Raw genomic sequence first — 17,921 nt, 5'->3', positions numbered from 1 at the left:
ACAACCGAAACGGCTGTCACGTCAACCTGGTGTACGCGGAGATACCTCAAGGAGACACCATGGACGCTCGCCTCAACCTCTACGGCGTTTCGATCATGCCCAAGTTCATGAAGTACCTGCAGTCGGCGGGCAAGATCGTCGCGGACTCGGGGCTGCCCACCACGACGCAACACCTGGTGGAGATCCGGGCCAGCCAGATCAACGGCTGCGGTTTCTGCGTCGACATGCACACCAAGGAGGCCGCGCACCACGGGGAGACGCAGTTGCGCATCAACATGGTCGCCGCTTGGCGCGAGGCCACCGTCTTCACCGACGCCGAGAAGGCCGCCCTTGAGCTGACCGAGGAGGGCACCCGCATCGCCGACACCCCCGGGGGCGTCAGCGACGAGGCGTGGACCAACGCCGCCAAGCACTACGACGACGACCAGCTCGGCGCCCTGGTCGCCCTCATCTCGATGATCAACACCTGGAACCGGCTGAACGTCATCACCCGGCAGCCCGCCGGTGACTACGTGGCCGGCTCGTTCGGCTGATCCGAACCCGCCCCTGGGAAGGCCCCGCCGGTCGGCGGGGCCTTCGCCATTCCGGCCCGCCATTCCGGCCCGTCCGGCGAATCACACCGTGGTAGGCATTCCGGATGGGTTCGGCGATGACGCACGAGCAACTGCTGGAGACATTCGGAGCGGACGGAGTGCTGCGGCTGCCCGCTTCCGTGATGGCGCACGAGCCCGCGCGGCCCCACCCGATCAACACCGACATCTCGACCGTCGCCTTCGCGCAATGGCTGATCCGCCGGGTCCAGCTGCTCGACCCCCTCCACGACCTCCTCCGGGCGGAGGCCGCGCTCGTCGCGAACCTGGTCCGGATCCTCGGCGCCGCCGACCCCGTCGCCTGCCGCCCCCTCGCCGGCGACGGCGACCGCCGGTACTGGCCGGAACTGTTCGAGGACGGCTGCGCCGCGGGCGTCTACTGACCCCCTGGACGGCCCTGAGCGGCCCGACACGCCCCGGACATGCGAAGAGGCCCCTCCCGGACGGAAGGGGCCTCTCGCGTGTCGTCAGTCAGGGTGTCCGCGAGCCCGGGGCGCCGCGCGCGGCGGCACCCCGGGACGGGACGTCAGCGGTTGTACTGGCCGAAGTCGTACTCCTCCAGCGGCACGGCCTCGCCGGAGCCCTGCCCGAAGGCGTACTCGGCGCCGTCGTCGTAGGACCCGACGGAGTAGACCGCGGCCTTCGCCTCCTCGGTCGGCTCGACCCGGACGTTGCGGTACTGCGGCATGCCGGTACCGGCCGGGATGAGCTTACCGATGATGACGTTCTCCTTGAGGCCGAGCAGCGGGTCGCTCTTGGCGTGCATCGCGGCCTCGGTGAGCACCCGGGTCGTCTCCTGGAAGGACGCCGCCGACAGCCACGACTCGGTCGCGAGCGAGGCCTTGGTGATGCCCATCAGGACGGGGCGGCCGGCGGCGGGCGTGCCGCCCTCGGCCACGACGTTCCGGTTCGTCTCCTCGAAGATCGGACGCTCGACCAGGTCGCCCGGGAGCAGGTCGGTGTCGCCCGACTCGAGGATGTTCACCCGCTTCAGCATCTGGCGGACGATGATCTCGATGTGCTTGTCGTGGATCGACACGCCCTGCGACCGGTAGACCTCCTGGACCTCCTGGACCAGGTGGAGCTGCACGGCGCGGGGCCCGAGGATGCGCAGCACCTCGTGCGGGTTGATCGCGCCCGCGATGAGCTGCTGGCCGACGCCCACGGACTCGCCCTCCTTGACCAGGAGGCGGGACCGCATCGGCACCGGGTAGGCGATCTCGTCGGAGCCGTCGTCGGGGACGACGACGACCTTGCGCGACTTCTCCGTCTCGTCGATCTTGACGCGGCCGGCGACCTCGCTGATCGGGGCCACACCCTTGGGGATGCGGGCCTCGAACAGCTCCTGGACGCGCGGCAGACCGTGCGTGATGTCGCCACCGGCCACACCGCCGGTGTGGAAGGTGCGCATGGTCAGCTGCGTGCCGGGCTCACCGATGGACTGCGCGGCGATGATGCCGACGGCCTCACCGACGTCCACCCGCTTGCCGGTGGCCAGCGAGCGGCCGTAGCAGGCGGCGCAGACACCGATCTTGGCCTCGCAGACCAGGGCGCTGCGGGTGCGGACCTTCGTCACCCCGGCCTCGAACAGCCGGGTCACGACCGCGTCGGACAGGTCGGTGTCGGCGGGGTAGATGACCGTCCCGTCGACGACGACGTCCTCGGCGATGGTGCGGCCGGTCAGGCTCGTCTCCGTGGTCGGCAGCTTGATCAGGCTGCCGTCGTTCTGCCGCTCCACGATCTCGAACGGGATCGTGCGGTCGGTGCCGCAGTCCTCCTCGCGGACGATGACGTCCTGCGCGACGTCCACCAGGCGCCGGGTCAGGTAACCCGAGTCGGCGGTGCGCAGCGCGGTGTCGGCGAGGCCCTTGCGGGCGCCGTGCGTCGAGATGAAGTACTCGACGACCGACAGGCCCTCGCGGAAGGACGACTTGATCGGACGCGGGATGGTCTCGCCCTTGGGGTTGGAGACCAGGCCGCGCATGCCGGCGATCTGGCGGAGCTGCAGCGGGTTGCCGCGGGCGCCCGACTGGATCATCATCCAGATCGGGTTGGCCTTCGGGAACGCCTTCTCCATGTCCACCGCGACGTCCGCGGTGGCCTTGTTCCAGATGTCGATGAGCTCCTGCTTGCGCTCATCGTCGGTGATCAGGCCGCGGTTGTACTCCCGCTGCACCTTGTCGGCCTGCTGCTCGTAGCCGGCCAGGATGTCCTGCTTGTTCGGCGGCGTGATGACGTCGTCGATCGCGATCGTGACGCCGGACCGGGTCGCCCAGTGGAAGCCGGTGCTCTTCAGCGCGTCGAGCGCGTTGGCGACGGCGACCTTCGGGTACGTCTCGGCCAGCTCGTTGACGATCGCCGAGAGCTGCTTCTTGCCGATCTCGTCGTCCACGAACGGGAAGTCGTCCGGCAGCGTCTCGTTGAACATGGCGCGGCCGAGCGTCGTCTCCAGCCGGTACGGACGGCCCGGCTCGTAGCCCTCCGGCGCGATCCAGTCGCGCGGCGGCGGGACGTCCTTCAGCCGGATGCTGATCTTGGCCTGCAGGTCGAGCTCGCCCCGGTCGTAGGCCATGATCGCCTCGGCGGCCGAGCCGAACGCGCGGCCCTCGCCGACGGCGCCGTCCTTCTGCGTCGTCAGCCAGTACAGGCCGATGACCATGTCCTGGGTGGGCATGGTGACGGGCTTGCCGTCCGACGGCTTCAGGATGTTGTTGGTCGACAGCATCAGGATCCGCGCCTCGGCCTGCGCCTCGGCGGACAGCGGCAGGTGCACCGCCATCTGGTCGCCGTCGAAGTCCGCGTTGAACGCGGTGCAGACCAGCGGGTGGATCTGGATGGCCTTGCCCTCGACCAGCTGCGGCTCGAACGCCTGGATGCCGAGGCGGTGCAGCGTCGGAGCGCGGTTCAGCAGCACCGGGTGCTCGGTGATGACCTCTTCCAGCACGTCCCACACGACCGGGCGGGCCCGCTCGACCATCCGCTTGGCGGACTTGATGTTCTGCGCGTGGTTGAGGTCGACCAGCCGCTTCATGACGAACGGCTTGAACAGCTCCAGCGCCATCTGCTTGGGCAGGCCGCACTGGTGCAGCTTCAGCTGCGGGCCGACGACGATGACCGAACGGCCGGAGTAGTCGACGCGCTTGCCCAGCAGGTTCTGCCGGAACCGGCCCTGCTTGCCCTTGAGCATGTCGGACAGCGACTTCAGCGGACGGTTGCCGGGCCCGGTGACCGGGCGGCCGCGGCGGCCGTTGTCGAACAGCGCGTCGACGGCCTCCTGCAGCATCCGCTTCTCGTTGTTGACGATGATCTCGGGCGCGCCCAGGTCGAGCAGGCGCTTGAGCCGGTTGTTGCGGTTGATGACCCGGCGGTACAGGTCGTTCAGGTCGGACGTGGCGAACCGGCCGCCGTCGAGCTGCACCATGGGGCGCAGGTCCGGCGGGATGACCGGGATGCAGTCCAGCACCATGCCGAGCGGGCTGTTGCGGGTGTTGAGGAACGCCGAGACGACCTTCAGCCGCTTCAGGGCGCGGGCCTTCTTCTGGCCCTTGCCGGTGCGGATGATGTCGCGCAGCTTCTCGGCCTCGGCCTCGAGGTCGAAGTTCTGCAGCCGCGCCTGGATGGCCGCGGCGCCCATGCCGCCCTCGAAGTACTTGCCGAAGCGGTCGCGCATCTCGCGGTAGAGCAGCTCGTCGCCCTCCAGGTCCTGGACCTTGAGGTTCTTGAACCGGCTCCACACCTCGTCGAGGCGGTCGAGCTCGCGCTGCGCGCGGTCGCGCAGCTGCTTCATCTCCCGCTCGGCGCCGTCGCGCACCTTGCGCTTCTGGTCGGCCTTCGCGCCGGCCTCCTCCAGCTCCGCGAGGTCGCCCTCCAGCTTCTGCTGGCGGGCCTCGACCTGCGCGTCGCGGGCCTGCTCGATCTGCTGGCGCTCCACCGAGATGTGCGCCTCCAGCGTGGGCAGGTCGCGGTCGCGCCGCTCCGCGTCCACGCTGGTGATCATGTAGGCCGCGAAGTAGATGATCTTCTCGAGATCCTTCGGGGCCAGGTCCAGCAGGTAGCCGAGGCGGGACGGCACGCCCTTGAAGTACCAGATGTGCGTGACCGGCGCGGCCAGCTCGATGTGGCCCATCCGCTCACGGCGCACCTTGGCGCGGGTCACCTCGACGCCGCAGCGCTCACAGATGATGCCCTTGAAGCGGACGCGCTTGTACTTGCCGCAGTAGCACTCCCAGTCCCGGGTCGGGCCGAAGATCTTCTCGCAGAAGAGCCCGTCCTTCTCCGGCTTGAGGGTCCGGTAGTTGATCGTCTCCGGCTTCTTCACCTCGCCGTGCGACCACTGGCGGATGTCGTCGGCGGTCGCCAGACCGATGCGAAGCTCGTCGAAGAAGTTGACGTCAAGCAACTGTTTTCCCCTTGAGTTCTCAGACCTCGTCGACGCTCATCGCGCCCTCGTTAGGACGGCGGGACAGGTCGATGCCGAGCTCCTCCGCGGCGCGGAAGACGTCCTCGTCGGTGTCGCGCATCTCGATGGACATGCCGTCGCTGGAGAGCACCTCGACGTTGAGGCACAGCGACTGCATCTCCTTGATGAGCACCTTGAAGGACTCGGGAATGCCGGGCTCGGGGATGTTCTCGCCCTTGACGATGGCCTCGTACACCTTGACGCGGCCGAGGACGTCGTCGGACTTGATGGTCAGCAGCTCCTGGAGCGCGTAGGCGGCGCCGTACGCCTCCAGCGCCCACACCTCCATCTCACCGAAGCGCTGGCCGCCGAACTGGGCCTTACCGCCGAGCGGCTGCTGGGTGATCATGGAGTACGGGCCGGTCGAGCGCGCGTGGATCTTGTCGTCGACCAGGTGGAGCAGCTTGAGGATGTAGATGTAGCCGACCGAGATCGGGTCGCGGTAGGGCTCCCCGGTGCGGCCGTCGAACAGCCGCGCCTTGCCGCCCGGGCCGACCATGCGCTGGCCGTCGCGGTTCGGCAGGGTGCTCTCGATCAGGCCGGTGACGTCGTCCTCGCGGGCGCCGTCGAACACCGGCGTCGCGGTGTTCGTCCACGGCGGCGCCTCGTCGGCGCCGATCTCCTTCAGGGCGCGCTTCCACTCGGCGTCGTCGCCCTCGACCTTCCAGCCGCGGGAGGCGACCCAGCCGAGGTGGGTCTCCAGGACCTGGCCCACGTTCATGCGCCCGGGGACGCCCAGCGGGTTCAGGACGATGTCGACCGGGGTGCCGTCCTCCAGGAACGGCATGTCCTCGACCGGGAGCACCTTGGAGATGACGCCCTTGTTGCCGTGCCGGCCGGCGAGCTTGTCGCCGTCGGTGATCTTGCGCTTCTGCGCGACGTACACCCGGACCAGCTCGTTCACGCCGGGGGGCAGCTCGTCGCCGTCGTCGCGGGAGAACACCCGGACGCCGATGACCTTGCCCTGCTCGCCGTGCGGCACCTTCAGCGAGGTGTCGCGGACCTCGCGCGCCTTCTCACCGAAGATCGCGCGGAGCAGCCGCTCCTCGGGGGTGAGCTCGGTCTCGCCCTTCGGCGTGACCTTGCCGACCAGGATGTCGCCGGGGACGACGTCGGCGCCGATGCGGATGATGCCGCGCTCGTCGAGGTCGGCGAGGACCTCCTCGGAGACGTTCGGGATGTCCCGGGTGATCTCCTCGGGGCCGAGCTTGGTGTCGCGGGCGTCGACCTCGTGCTCCTCGATGTGGATCGAGGAGAGGACGTCGTCCTGCACCAGGCGCTGGCTGAGGATGATCGCGTCCTCGTAGTTGTGGCCCTCCCACGGCATGAACGCCACGAGGAGGTTCTTGCCGAGCGCCATCTCGCCGTTGTCGGTGCACGGCCCGTCGGCGACGACCTGGCCGACCTCGACCCGCTGGCCCTCGTCGACGATCGGCTTCTGGTTGAAGCAGGTGCCCTGGTTGGACCGCTTGAACTTGGCGACGCGGTAGGTCGTCCGCGTGCCGTCGTCGTTCATGACGGTCACGTAGTCGGCCGAGACCTCCTCGACGACGCCGGCCTTCTCGGCCGTGATGACGTCGCCGGCGTCGGTCGCCGCGCGGTACTCCATGCCGGTGCCGACCAGCGGCGCCTCGCTGCGCAGCAGCGGGACGGACTGGCGCTGCATGTTGGAGCCCATCAGCGCGCGGTTGGCGTCGTCGTGCTCCAGGAACGGGATCATCGCGGTGGCGACCGAGGTCATCTGCCGCGCCGAGACGTCCATGTACTGGACCTCGCGGGCGGGGACCAGCTCGATCTCGCCGCCCTTGCGGCGGACGAGGATGCGGTCGTCGACGAAGGTGCCGTCGTCGTTCAGCAGGGAGTTGGCCTGCGCGATGACGTAGCGGTCCTCTTCGTCGGCGGTGAGGTAGTCGATCTGCTCGGTGACCACACCGTCGGTGACCTTGCGGTACGGCGTCTCGACGAACCCGAACGGGTTGACCCGCCCGAACGCGGCGAGCGAGCCGATCAGGCCGATGTTCGGGCCTTCCGGCGTCTCGATCGGGCACATCCGGCCGTAGTGCGACGGGTGGACGTCGCGGACCTCCATGCCCGCCCGCTCGCGCGACAGACCACCGGGGCCGAGGGCGTTCAGCCGCCGCTTGTGCGTCAGTCCGGCCAGGGGGTTGGTCTGGTCCATGAACTGCGACAGCTGGCTGGTGCCGAAGAACTCCTTGATGGAGGCCACGACCGGCCGGATGTTGATCAGGGTCTGCGGCGTGATCGCCTCGACGTCCTGGGTGGTCATCCGCTCGCGGACGACGCGCTCCATGCGGGCGAGGCCGAGCCGGACCTGGTTCTGGATCAGCTCGCCGACCGTGCGCAGGCGCCGGTTGCCGAAGTGGTCGATGTCGTCGACCTCGATCGGCACGGGGACGGCGCCGATGGTCGCCTCCTCCTCGCCGGCGTGCAGCCGGACGAGGTACTCGATCGTGGCGACGATGTCGTCCTCGGTGAGCGTGCCCTGGCGCATGTCCAGGTCGAGGCCGAGCTTCTTGTTGATCTTGTAGCGCCCGACCTTGGCGACGTCGTAGCGCTTCGGGTTGAAGTACAGGTTCTCCAGCAGCGTCTGCGCGGACTCGCGCGTCGGCGGCTCACCCGGGCGCAGCTTGCGGTAGATGTCGAGCAGGGCGTCGTCCTGGCCGGAGGTGTGGTCCTTCTCCAGGGTGACGTTGATCGACTCGTAGGAGCCGAAGCGCTCGCGGATGCGCGCCTCGTCCCAGCCGAGCGCCTTGAGCAGCACGGTGACGGGCTGCTTGCGCTTGCGGTCGATGCGCACGCCGACGTTGTCGCGCTTGTCGATCTCGAACTCGAGCCAGGCGCCGCGGCTCGGGATGACCCGGCAGCCGTAGATGTCCTTGTCGGACGCCTTGTCGAGGGCGCGGTCGAAGTACACGCCGGGCGAGCGGGTCAGCTGCGAGACCACGACGCGCTCGGTGCCGTTGATGATGAAGGTGCCCTTGGGGGTCATGAGCGGGAAGTCGCCCATGAACACCGTCTGGCTCTTGATCTCACCGGTGGTGTTGTTGATGAACTCCGCCGTCACGAACAGCGGGGCGGAGTAGGTCATGTCCTTGTCCTTGCACTCCTCGACGGAGTACTTGGGCGGCTCGAACCGGTGGTCCCGGAACGACAGGGACATGGTTCCGGAGAAGTCCTCGATCGGACTGATCTCTTCGAAGATCTCCTCCAGCCCCGACTGGGTCGGGACGCTCTTACTTCCGGCCTTCTGGGCCGCCTCGACCCGGGCCTTCCACCTCTCGTTACCCAGCAGCCAGTCAACAGAGTTGGTCTGCAGAGCAAGGAGGTCCGGGACTTCGAGCGGCTCCTTGATGCGCGCGAAGGAGACGCGGTTCGGACCGGTTGCGGTATTCGAGGCGTTGCGCGAGGCTGCCAAGAGTGGTCCTTCCGAGGGCTCGCGGCGTAACTGACGACACGCACGCCAGACGATCCACGTCCGAGACCTGCGCAAAGGGGTCCAAAAGGGACCACGGCAGGGGTGCTCTCACACGCGGATAGTCAGAGGGCAGCGCAAAGGGGCAGTGTAGCCGACTGGTACACCGCTCGCAACTCTAGCGCCGCAGTATGCATCACGTTGCCATGGAGCATCGCCCCTCAGCGCCTCTCAGTCAAGAGCGGACTTGGACTTTTCGGGCCCTGACCTGCAGTGAGGAACGCCATAGTTTACCGGGGGGGGCGACCCCCCAATCCCCCCGTCACGAGCCGGTCGATCCTCACGCCACAGGTTCGGCTTCTGTGACCGTGCAGGTCTTCGCGTGGCGCTGTGGTCGACCGGCTCGGCGGGTCGGCCGACCTCCGGGCGCTAGGGCGCCCTCCGGCCGGCCGACCCGTGGCCGTGGCCGGGGTTTTCCGGTCTGCTCGGATCCCCATTCAGGAGAGTGTGTTCTTACTCGTTCACGACAGCACCCCGTGGCCCTGGGCGGCTCACGGGGTGCGTTCGGAGGTGGGCGGCGTTACGAGATGACCTTGAGTTCCTCGGCCAGCCACTTGCCGTCCTTGTGCACCATCGTCATCTTGATGCGGAGCGGCTCGGGGAGGCGCTGCTGCTTGTCGCTCTTGGTGCGGGACGAGCGGTTGGCGTAGACGAGGGTGACGACCTTGTCGGGCGTGGCGCTCACGACGCCGACCTTCATCACCGTCGTGTTGGAGACCGCCTGCTGCTGGACGGCGACCGTCCTGAGCTCCTGGGCGAGCTTCTCGTAGTCGGTGTGCAGCTTGCCCGTCGTCATCGCGGACGCGGCCTTCAGGTCGGCGTCAAGGGTCTGGTAGTCGTACGACGAGAGCTTCTGCGCGGCGCGGGACGACGCGAACGACGCCTCCTTGCTCGCCTCTTCCGTCGCCTTCTGGTCACTGACCTTCAGGTACAGGGCCGTGGTGCCCGCGCCCAGCGCGATCGTGAGGACCGCCAGGACGGCGATGACCGTCGTCAGGCCGCCCAGGCGGGAGCTGCGAGGTTCTTCGTCTTCGTCTTCGTCGTCGTCACTCGCGGCGGGCTCGGGCTTCTTGGACAGCTTCGGGCGCTTGGGCTCCTCGTCCTCGTCCTCGTCGTCTGCGTCATTGGCCTCTGACGGGGCTGAGGCTTCCTCTGACGCGTCTTCGGGGTCGGGCGTGACTTCGGAGTCCTTTTTTGGGGTGCGGGGCTTCTCCGGGGACTTGACGGCCTTTTCCGGCTCTTCCTCGTCGTCCTCGTCCTCGGCCGCGGCGGCCTCTTCGGCGGCCTTCTGGGCCAGGCGGGCGGCCTCGCGGGCCTTCGCCGCGGCCTCCTCCGCCAGCTCGGCGGCCCTCGCCGCCTCCTCGGCCTTGGCGGCCTTGTCGTTCTTCTTGTCTGGAGCGGAGCGCTTGCCCCGGCCGAGCATCGTCACGGGACAACCTCCAGTCCGGACACGAGCCAGCGGTCGTCGACCCGCGTGAGGTCCATCTGGTAGCGGTAGCCCTGCGGCGTACCGTTCTTGACCTTGTCGTTGGTGACGGTCCCGTTGAGGGAGACCATCACCTCGGCGGAGTCGCCGTCCATCGACACCAGGGCGGCGTCGACGCCGTTGACGGTCGACTTGGCCTTCACCTTGGTGATCTGCTGCATGAACGCGTTCGACTGGCTCGCGAGCTTGTTCTTCAGGTCTCCGGTGGTGCCGGACACGATGCGGTCGAGGTCGCGCTGCGCCGTGGCGGCGTCCAGCGACATCAGGTTCACGCCCATCTGGCGCGCGGACTGGATCGCCTTCGCCCGCTGGTCGGCCTCGTCCTTGTTGCGGAGGGTCACGACCCCGAGCCAGCCGGACGCGATGGCGAGGCCGACCACGATCACGCCGAGCGTGATCGCGGTGACCATGGGCAGGCGGCGCCTCATCGTGCCCGCCTCACTGGCTCAACGGTCCGAGCAGGAGCCACTTCCACGAGGATTCTTCTCCCAACTGACGGGTTCCGGCGCTGCGCGGCATCACGTATCGCTTGCCGTCGGGCCCGTAGACCGCACCGGTCGTTGGATCGTATCCAGCGAATTCCACTGAATCCGACGGATACGAGAGGATCAGCCGGCCGTCGGAGAGCTGCCCTGTCGGGGCCGCCGCCGCGGCCTTGGTCTTGGCGTCATCGCCGCCCTTGGCCTGCGACTTCCCGTCCTCGCGGGTGCCGTACGCGCCGCCCTCGGGGAAGCCGGCGCCGGTGGTGGCGCCCTCCGGGACCTTCGGGTACGGCAGGATCTCGTCCTTCGGGAAGTTGCGCGCGCCGCGGACGGCGGTGGGCGCGTCCTGCGGCGCCTTGCAGCCGGCGTCCACGCGGGGCTTCTTCGGGGACGTGTCCTGCGGCCAGCGGTGCTTGACCTTCTCGTAGCCCTCGGTGCACGCGGGCGGCGCGTCGATGTTCAGCGCGAGGCCGAGGTGCTGGGTGCCGTCGCCGGGCGTCACGGTGAACGCGCCGGCGACCGTCACCGGGTACAGGATGAACAGCGACCGGAGGCCGGCCTGGCGGGACGTGACGATCTGCCCGGTCGTGGTGAGGTTCGCCAGGAGGGTGGGCAGGGTCGGGGCCAGCTGGTTGATCGCCTTGTGCGTCTCGCTCACGGCTCCCGGCACGTTGTCGATGGTCTTGCGCAGCGCCGGGTCGTCCTTGCGGAGGGACGCGGTGAGCTCGTTCAGGTTGCTGGCGAAGCCGCGGATGTTGGCGGCCTGGCCGCGCTGGGTGCCGAGGACGGTGACGCTGTTGTCCAGGAGCCGCTTGGTGTCGGGGTACGCCTGCTCGGCGGTCTTCAACAGCCGGTCGGTGTCGTCCAGGATCGACTGGAGGTCCTCGGCGGAGCCGGAGAACGCCTTGTCCAGCTCGTCCACGATGATGCCGAGGTCCTTGGTGTTGACCGAACCGACGAGCGAGTCGACGTTGCGCAGCAGCTCGGCGGTGGACACCGGCAGCGTGGTGCGGTCCCTGGGGATCGTGTAGGGGTCGCCCTCGTCGAGGAAGGGGCCGGTCTTCTTGGTCGGCTCCAGGTCGATGTACTGCTCGCCGACCGCGGACCGGTTCGCCACGACGGCCTTGGTGCCGTCGCGCGGGATCCGCTCGCCGCGGTTGAGCAGCAGCTTGACGCGGATGCCCTCCTTGGTCAGCTCGATCGGCCCGACCCGTCCGACGGGGACGCCCCGGTAGGTGACCTCGGCGTTGGTGAACACGCCGCCGGAGTCGGTGAGGTCGACGTAGGCGACGTACTCCTTGCCGAGCAGGTCGCGGCCGATGCCGATGTAGTTCACCGAGACGATCACCACGCCGACCACCGTGATGACGGCGAACGCGATGAGCTGGAAGATCACGCCGCGCTTGAGGATCATGAAAGGCCCCCCGTCATCAGGGTCCGCAGGCCGCCGTCATCGGGTGCGAGGGCGCCCGTCCGCTGCGGTGTCGGCGTCTTCTTCGGCGTCTGCTTCGGTGTCTGCTTCGGGGTCGGGGTCGACTGGCCGGGGAGCCCCGGCAGGCCGCCGCCGGGGGCCTGCGGGAGCACGCCGAGCGGCGAGTCCGGCAGGGTCACGTTCGGCACCTGCAGCATGTTGCGCATCTGCGTGCCGCTGCCGAGCAGCCCTTCGAGGTCGGTGCCGCCCAGCAGGTTGCGGGCGATGGACTCGAAGTCCAGGTCGACGGTGAGCCGCACGTTGCCGTAGTCGCCCTCGATGACGTTCTCGAACGTGGCCGGGAACGGGAAGGTGATCAGCGACTCCAGCGACCGCGGCAGGTCGTTGCCGGCCTTGTTGAGGTTCCGCAGGATCGTGTCGAGGTTCCGCAGGTTCGCCAGCAGGTCGGCCTTCGAGCGGTCGATCACGGTGGTGGTGGTGCGGCTCAGCTTGTTCAGCGCGACCAGCATCTTGGTGAGGTCGGCGCGGTTGCGGTCGAGGACGGCGATCGCGGGGCCCGTCTCGTCGATGGTGTCCCGGATCGTCTTGCGCTCGGCCGCGAGCTTGCCGGTGAGCCGGTCGATGCTGTCCAGCGCCCGGGTGATCGCGGCGCGGTTGCGGTCCAGCGTGCCGGCGAAGGTGTCGACCCGCTCCAGCACCGACCTGATCGTCGTCTCCCGGCCGCTCATCGCGGCCTGCAGCTCGTGGCTGATCGTGGAGACCTGCTCCAGGCCGCCGCCGTTCAGCAGCAGCGACATCGCCGACAGCACCTCTTCGATCTCGGTGCCGCGGGACGTGCGGTTCAGCGGGATGAGGTCGCCGGAGGCGAGCGTGCCGGACGGCGCCTGGTCCTTCGGCGGCTCGATCTGCACGAACTTCTCGCCGAGGAGGCTCGTCTGGCTGACGGTCGCGATCGCGTTGTCGGGCAGCTTGACGTCGCCGCGCATCTTGATGGTGACCAGGGCGTGCCAGCCGCTCTGCCCGGTCGTGGCGCCGGGCGCGCCGGCGAGCTTGATCTCCTCGACCTTGCCCACCGAGACGTCGTTGACCTTGACCGCCGACTGCGGGACGAGGTCCAGCACGTTCGCGAACTCGATCTTGACGGTGATGGGGTGGGAGCCGAGGTCGGGGCCGCCGGGCAGCGGCAGCGACGCGACGCCGTTGAACGAGCAGCCCGACAGGACCGTCGTCGCGGCGAGCGCGGCGGCGCCCAGCAGGCGGGCGCGGCGCATCGGCCGTGTCCTGCTCATCGGCCACCTCCCGGCAGCAGCGCGCTGAGGTCGCCGGCGGGCTGCTTGCGCGTCGCGGTCTTGTTCGTCGTGCTCGTCTTGCTCGTCTTGCCGGTCCTGCCGCCGGGGCCGTAGGCGTCCGGCGGGATCGGGACCGGGTCGTAGTGCGTGGTCAGCGCCGTGATCCAGGACAGGTCCAGGCTGAAGCCGGTCAGCGCCTTGCCGATGCCGTTGTACGGCTCGACGAAGTCGAGGCACTCCTTGGCGGGCGTGCCCACCGAGTACGCCAGCGAGCAGATCCAGTCGGCCAGGTCGTGGAACTGGCGGAAGTTGTCCCGGGTGTGGATGGTGCCGCTGATCGGGTCGTAGGCGCGGGCCAGGTTGTTGACGGCCAGCGGGCCGGCGGTGAGGATCTCGGCGAGCGCGTCCTTCTCCTTCACCAGCACCCCGGTGATCTGCGCGAGCTGCCGGACGTTCGCGGCCAGCTCGCCGCGGTTGTCCTTCACGAACCGCTGCACGTTCCGCAGCGTCGGGGCGAGCGTGTTGAGGGCCGCGCTCAGCTCCTCCTTCTCCCCCGCGAGCTGCGCCGACACCCCGTTGAGGTGCCCGCTGAACGACTTGATCTGCTGGTCGTTCGCCTTCATCGCGTCGGTGATGATCCGCAGGTTCCGGATCGTCGCGGCGACGTCGCCGCGGTCGGTGCTCAGCGTGCTGAGCGCCTTGGACGCGTCCGCGATCGTCTGCCGGATGTCGTCGCCCTGCCCCTCCAGGTTCGCGGCGCCGACCTGCAGCAGCCGCGACAGCGACCCCTGCTGGCCGTCCGCGCCGGGCGCGTTCGCGCCCTCCGGGCCGAGGGCCTTGGTGAGGTCGTTCAGGCTGCCGCCGACCTCGTCCACCTCGACCGGGACGGCGGTGCGGCTCGTGGTCAGCGTCGCGCCGTCGGCGAGGACGGCGGCGCCGCTCCGGTAGACGGGCGTCAGCTGGATGTACCGGTCGGCGACGAGCGTCTGGTTGATGATGACGGCCTGCGCGTCGGCGGGGACCTTGTACTTGGCGTCGTACTTCAGCTCGACCTTCACCGCGTCGCCGACCGGCTCGACGCTGGTGACCTCCCCGACGGGGATGCCGAGGATGCGGACGTCCGCCCCCTTGTAGAGGCCGACGGTCTTGGTGAAGTACGCCGTGAGGTGGCGCTGCTTCGGCTCCTGGAAGATCAGCAGGAGCGCGGCCACCAGCACTGCGACGGCGAGGACCGCGCCGCCGAGGCGGAGGATGGTTCCTGAGTTACGCACTAGTGACCTGCCTGCTCACGGGAGGAACGGCAACGGGTTGTCGCTGGAGTTGCCGGTCTGGTTGCCGTTCTGTCCGCCCTGCTTCTTCGTCGTGGTCCCGCCGCTCTTCGGGGCGTCCTGGATCGAGGCGGGGATCGGGATCAGGTTCTGGATCCAGGAGTCGAACCAGCGCCCGGTGCCGGTGACGTCCGAGAACTGCCGTGCGAACGGCGCGAACAGCTGCAGGATCCGGTCCAGGTTGCTCTGGTTGCGCAGCAGGATCTGGTTGACCTTCGCCAGGTTGTCCAGCATCGGCCGCAGCTGCTTCTCGTTCTCCCTGATCAGCGCGTTGACCTGCTGGGACAGCGTGACCGTGTTGATCAGCAGCTGGTGGATCACGGCGCGGCGCGCCTGCACCGCCTGCAGCACCTTGTCGCCGTCCTGGACGAGCTTGGCGAAGTCCTGGTTGCGGTCGGCGAGCAGCTGCGAGACGTCCTTGGCCTTGCCGGCCAGCTCGTGCAGCTCGTCGTCGCGGGACGCGACCGTGTTGGACAGCCGCCGCAGGCCCTGCAGCGACGCCCGGACCTCCTCCGGCGAGTTCTTGAACGTGTCCGACAGCACGTCGAACGACTTCGCGACCTGCTGGACGTCGATCGCGCCGACCCGCTGGCTCAGCTCGCTGATCGCCGGGACGACCTCGAACGGGGTGTGCGTCCGCTCGATCGGGATGTTGCGGCCGAGCTTGCCCTTCCCGCGCGGGGTCAGCTCCAGGTAGTGCGCGCCGAGGATCGTCTTGATCTTGATGCCGGCCTCGGTGCGCTCGCCGAGCCGGACGCCGTCGTCCACCCGGAAGGTGACCTTGACGTGGTCGCCGTCCAGGTCGAGCGCGGTGACCTTGCCGACCTTGACGCCCGCGATGCGGACCTCCTCGTCGGCCTTCAGCCCCGCCGCCTCCTTGAAGGCGGCGGTGTGGGTCCTGCCGCCGGCGACGAGCGGGATGCTCTCCAGGTTCATCGCCAGCAGCACCAGCACGGCGATGATCGCGAACGCGGAGAGACCGATGGGGACCGGGTTGCGCTCCCGGAACGGGATCCTCATCTACTTGCACCTCGCGTTCTCGTTCACGATCGCCGGCGTCTGGTAGACCGGTCCGCCCGGCAGCCGCACCCGCGCGTCGAGACCGCAGATGTACATGTTGAACCAGGACCCGTAGGAGGAGATGTTCACGAGCCCCTCCAGCCGCTTCGGCGACCGCTTCAGCCCGCCGTCGAGGGCCTCCTCGTTGGCGGCGAACGTGCCGGCGAGCTTGCGCAGCCCGGCGATGTCGTCCTTGATGTCCGGGCGGGCGTCCGACAGCAGGCTCTGCGTGGTGCCCGTCAGGTCGTTGATCGCCGCGACCGAGTCGAAGATCGCCTTGCGGTCGCCGGACACGCCGCTGACGAAGCTGCGCAGGTCCCGCACCAGCTGGTCGACCTGCTGGTGCCGCTGGTCGATGGTGCCGAGCACCGTGTTCAGGTTGTCGACCACCTGGCCGATGACCTTGTCGCGGTCGGCGAGCGTGTTGGTCAGCGACGCGACGTGCGCGAGCAGGCTGTTGATCGTCCCGCCCTCGCCCTGCAGCACCTGGACGATCTGCATCGCCAGCGTGTTGACGTCCTTCGGCTCCAGCGCGCGGAACAGCGGCCGGAACCCGTTGAACAGCGTGGTGAGGTCCAGCGCCGGCTTGGTCTGGGCGATCGGGATCGTCCCGCCCGGCTTCAGGTAGGCGTTGGCCTGCCCGGCGCCGTCGGTCAGCGCGAGGTACCGCTGGCCCATCAGGTTGCGGTAGCGGATCTGCGCCTGCGTGGACGTGGGGATCCCGGCCTTGAGCGGGCCGTCCTGCTCCACGCTGAACGTCACCACGGCCTTGTCGCCCTGGTAGAGCTCGATGTCCTCGATCTGGCCGACCCGGACGCCCGCGATGCGGACGTCGTCGTTGTCGAGCAGCCCGGCCACGTCCGAGAAGACCGCCCTGTACTCGCGGGTCTCCTTGAAGCGCATGTTGGAGATCGTCATCGCCAGCACGCCGGTGGCCACCGAGGTGATGACCACGAAGGTCAGCAGCTTGATCGCCGCGCTCGTCGTCTTCACTTGATCGTCACCACCGATCCGTCGCCCAGCAGCGGCCCGAACATCAGCTGCGACACGTCCGACAGCTCATCGGCGGGGGTCTGCGTGAGCGGCCCGAGGACGCTCTTGAGCTGCTGCTCGGGGGTCAGCGACCCGGTGTCCACGAACACGTTCGACAGCGCCCGGCCGCGGCTCGCGCCACCGCCGTTCGGGTCGTCGGGGTTCTTCCACCACAGGTCGTCCTGCGTGCCGTCCAGGGCCAGGTAGTCCGGGAACGGCGTCTTCGGGTTCGGCAGGCCGTAGCAGCGCGGGTTGCGCCGGTCCTTGGCCTCCGGCCTGTCCAGGGGGTTCTTGTAGCCCGGCCGCGGCTTGACGATCTCGATCGTCAGGTTGAAGGTCTTGGACCCGCCCCCGCCGGCCACCCGCTCGGCCTCCGGCTTGAGCTTCATCAGCCCGGCGAACACGCACGGCAGCGACGGCGAGTACCGGGCGACGAGGCTCGCCACGTCCCGGTTCGCGATGTTCACGCCGATGATCTTCGGGCCGTTGTGCCGCATGAACGCGTCGCCGTCCTGCGCGAGCGCGGTCGTCGCCGGGATCAGCTGCTCGATCGTCGCCTTCTTCGAGGTGATCGTGCGGCTGGTCACGTTGAGGTTGCGGAGGGTCTGCAGCAGATCGGGCGCCGCCTGGGCGTAGATGTCGGACACGTCCGCCAGCCCGTGCAGGTCGTGCACCAGCGTGCCGAGCTGCGGGTTGATCTTCTTCAGCAGCGCGTCGGCCTGCTCGAAGTTCTCGCCGAGCTGGTCGCCGCGGCCCTGCAGCGCGGTGGCGAGCGCGTTCAGCGTCGCGTTCAGCTCCGCCGGCTTCACCGCCTGCAGCAGCGGCAGCAGGTCGTTCAGCACCTTGTCGATCTCGACGGCGGTCTGCGAGCGGTCCTGCTGGATGACCTGGCCCTCGCGCAACCCGGCCGGGCCCGCCTGCGCCGGGATCTGCAGGTCGACGTACTTCTCGCCGAACAGCGTCTTCGGCAGCAGCCGCGCCTGCACGTTGCGCGGGATCAGCTTCGCCTTGCCCGGGTCGAGCGCGAGGTGCAGCACGGCGCCGTCGGAGGTCGCGTCGGTGCCGCGGACCTCGCCGACGATCAGGCCGCGGACCTTCACGTCCGAGTGGGGCAGTAGCTGCAGCCCGGCCCGCTCGGTCTTCACCGACACCTCGGTGACGGGCGTGAACGCCTTGTTGTAGAACGCCACGGTCAGCGCCAGCAGCAGGGCGATCACGATGACCATCGAGATGCCGAGCAGGCGGTAACGCACACGGGTGCTCATCGCGCG

Annotated in this window: 12 protein-coding genes; 2 read left to right on the top strand and 10 right to left on the bottom strand. The window is 68.9% G+C overall.

All coding sequences use genetic code 11. From position 1 onward, the window contains the following. The first annotated feature begins 59 nt into the window (after positions 1 to 59). Positions 60 to 533: a carboxymuconolactone decarboxylase family protein gene (locus AB0K34_RS06325; protein WP_138637360.1), complete on the top strand. Its 474-nt coding sequence runs from the start codon at positions 60 to 62 to the stop codon at positions 531 to 533. Between the two features lie 116 nt (positions 534 to 649). After that, complete coding sequence (locus tag AB0K34_RS06320) at positions 650 to 973, top strand: SUKH-4 family immunity protein (RefSeq protein ID WP_364546083.1); 324 nt, start codon at positions 650 to 652, stop codon at positions 971 to 973. Between the two features lie 143 nt (positions 974 to 1,116). Here AB0K34_RS06320 and AB0K34_RS06315 read toward each other — a convergent pair whose 3' ends face one another. The 10 genes from AB0K34_RS06315 to AB0K34_RS06270 form a co-directional block, all read right to left on the bottom strand. Beyond that, a complete protein-coding gene (locus AB0K34_RS06315) occupies positions 1,117 to 4,989 on the bottom strand; it encodes a DNA-directed RNA polymerase subunit beta' (RefSeq protein WP_364546080.1) in 3,873 nt (1,290 codons plus the stop codon). A gap of 19 nt (positions 4,990 to 5,008) precedes the next feature. After that, positions 5,009 to 8,485, bottom strand: coding sequence for a DNA-directed RNA polymerase subunit beta (gene rpoB / locus AB0K34_RS06310; RefSeq protein WP_301173932.1), 3,477 nt, complete (start codon positions 8,483 to 8,485; stop codon positions 5,009 to 5,011). A 577-nt stretch (positions 8,486 to 9,062) separates the two neighbouring features. Then, positions 9,063 to 9,971 (bottom strand): hypothetical protein, encoded by a 909-nt coding sequence (locus AB0K34_RS06305; protein WP_364546077.1) that lies wholly within the window; start codon positions 9,969 to 9,971, stop codon positions 9,063 to 9,065. After that, the gene (locus AB0K34_RS06300) at positions 9,968 to 10,456 is read right to left on the bottom strand and encodes a hypothetical protein (protein WP_240807729.1); all 489 of its coding nucleotides are present in this window, start codon (positions 10,454 to 10,456) and stop codon (positions 9,968 to 9,970) included. The genes AB0K34_RS06305 and AB0K34_RS06300 overlap by 4 nt, the downstream gene beginning before the upstream one ends. A gap of 10 nt (positions 10,457 to 10,466) precedes the next feature. Beyond that, positions 10,467 to 11,924 carry an MlaD family protein gene (locus AB0K34_RS06295; protein WP_301173934.1) on the bottom strand — a complete coding sequence of 486 codons (1,458 nt, stop codon included), beginning with the start codon at positions 11,922 to 11,924 and terminating at the stop codon, positions 10,467 to 10,469. Beyond that, positions 11,921 to 13,231, bottom strand: coding sequence for an MCE family protein (locus tag AB0K34_RS06290; RefSeq protein WP_364546072.1), 1,311 nt, complete (start codon positions 13,229 to 13,231; stop codon positions 11,921 to 11,923). The genes AB0K34_RS06295 and AB0K34_RS06290 overlap by 4 nt, the downstream gene beginning before the upstream one ends. Further along, positions 13,228 to 14,502, bottom strand: a complete 1,275-nt coding sequence (locus AB0K34_RS06285) for an MCE family protein (protein ID WP_301173936.1) — start codon at positions 14,500 to 14,502, stop codon at positions 13,228 to 13,230. Before AB0K34_RS06285 ends, AB0K34_RS06290 begins: the two co-directional genes overlap by 4 nt. Positions 14,503 to 14,517: 15 nt before the next feature. Beyond that, positions 14,518 to 15,579: an MCE family protein gene (locus AB0K34_RS06280; RefSeq protein ID WP_301173937.1), complete on the bottom strand. Its 1,062-nt coding sequence runs from the start codon at positions 15,577 to 15,579 to the stop codon at positions 14,518 to 14,520. Beyond that, positions 15,580 to 16,611, bottom strand: coding sequence for an MCE family protein (locus tag AB0K34_RS06275; RefSeq protein WP_138640893.1), 1,032 nt, complete (start codon positions 16,609 to 16,611; stop codon positions 15,580 to 15,582). It abuts the gene before it with no gap. Further along, positions 16,608 to 17,915, bottom strand: coding sequence for an MCE family protein (locus AB0K34_RS06270; RefSeq protein WP_301173939.1), 1,308 nt, complete (start codon positions 17,913 to 17,915; stop codon positions 16,608 to 16,610). Before AB0K34_RS06270 ends, AB0K34_RS06275 begins: the two co-directional genes overlap by 4 nt. Positions 17,916 to 17,921: the final 6 nt, after the last annotated feature.

It is taken from the genome of Actinomadura sp. NPDC049382 (assembly GCF_040677125.1).
In the GTDB taxonomy this organism is placed as follows: domain Bacteria; phylum Actinomycetota; class Actinomycetes; order Streptosporangiales; family Streptosporangiaceae; genus Spirillospora; species Spirillospora geliboluensis.
Note: the sequence above shows the minus strand (reverse complement) of the source record. Positions and strands in the feature narration are given on the sequence as shown.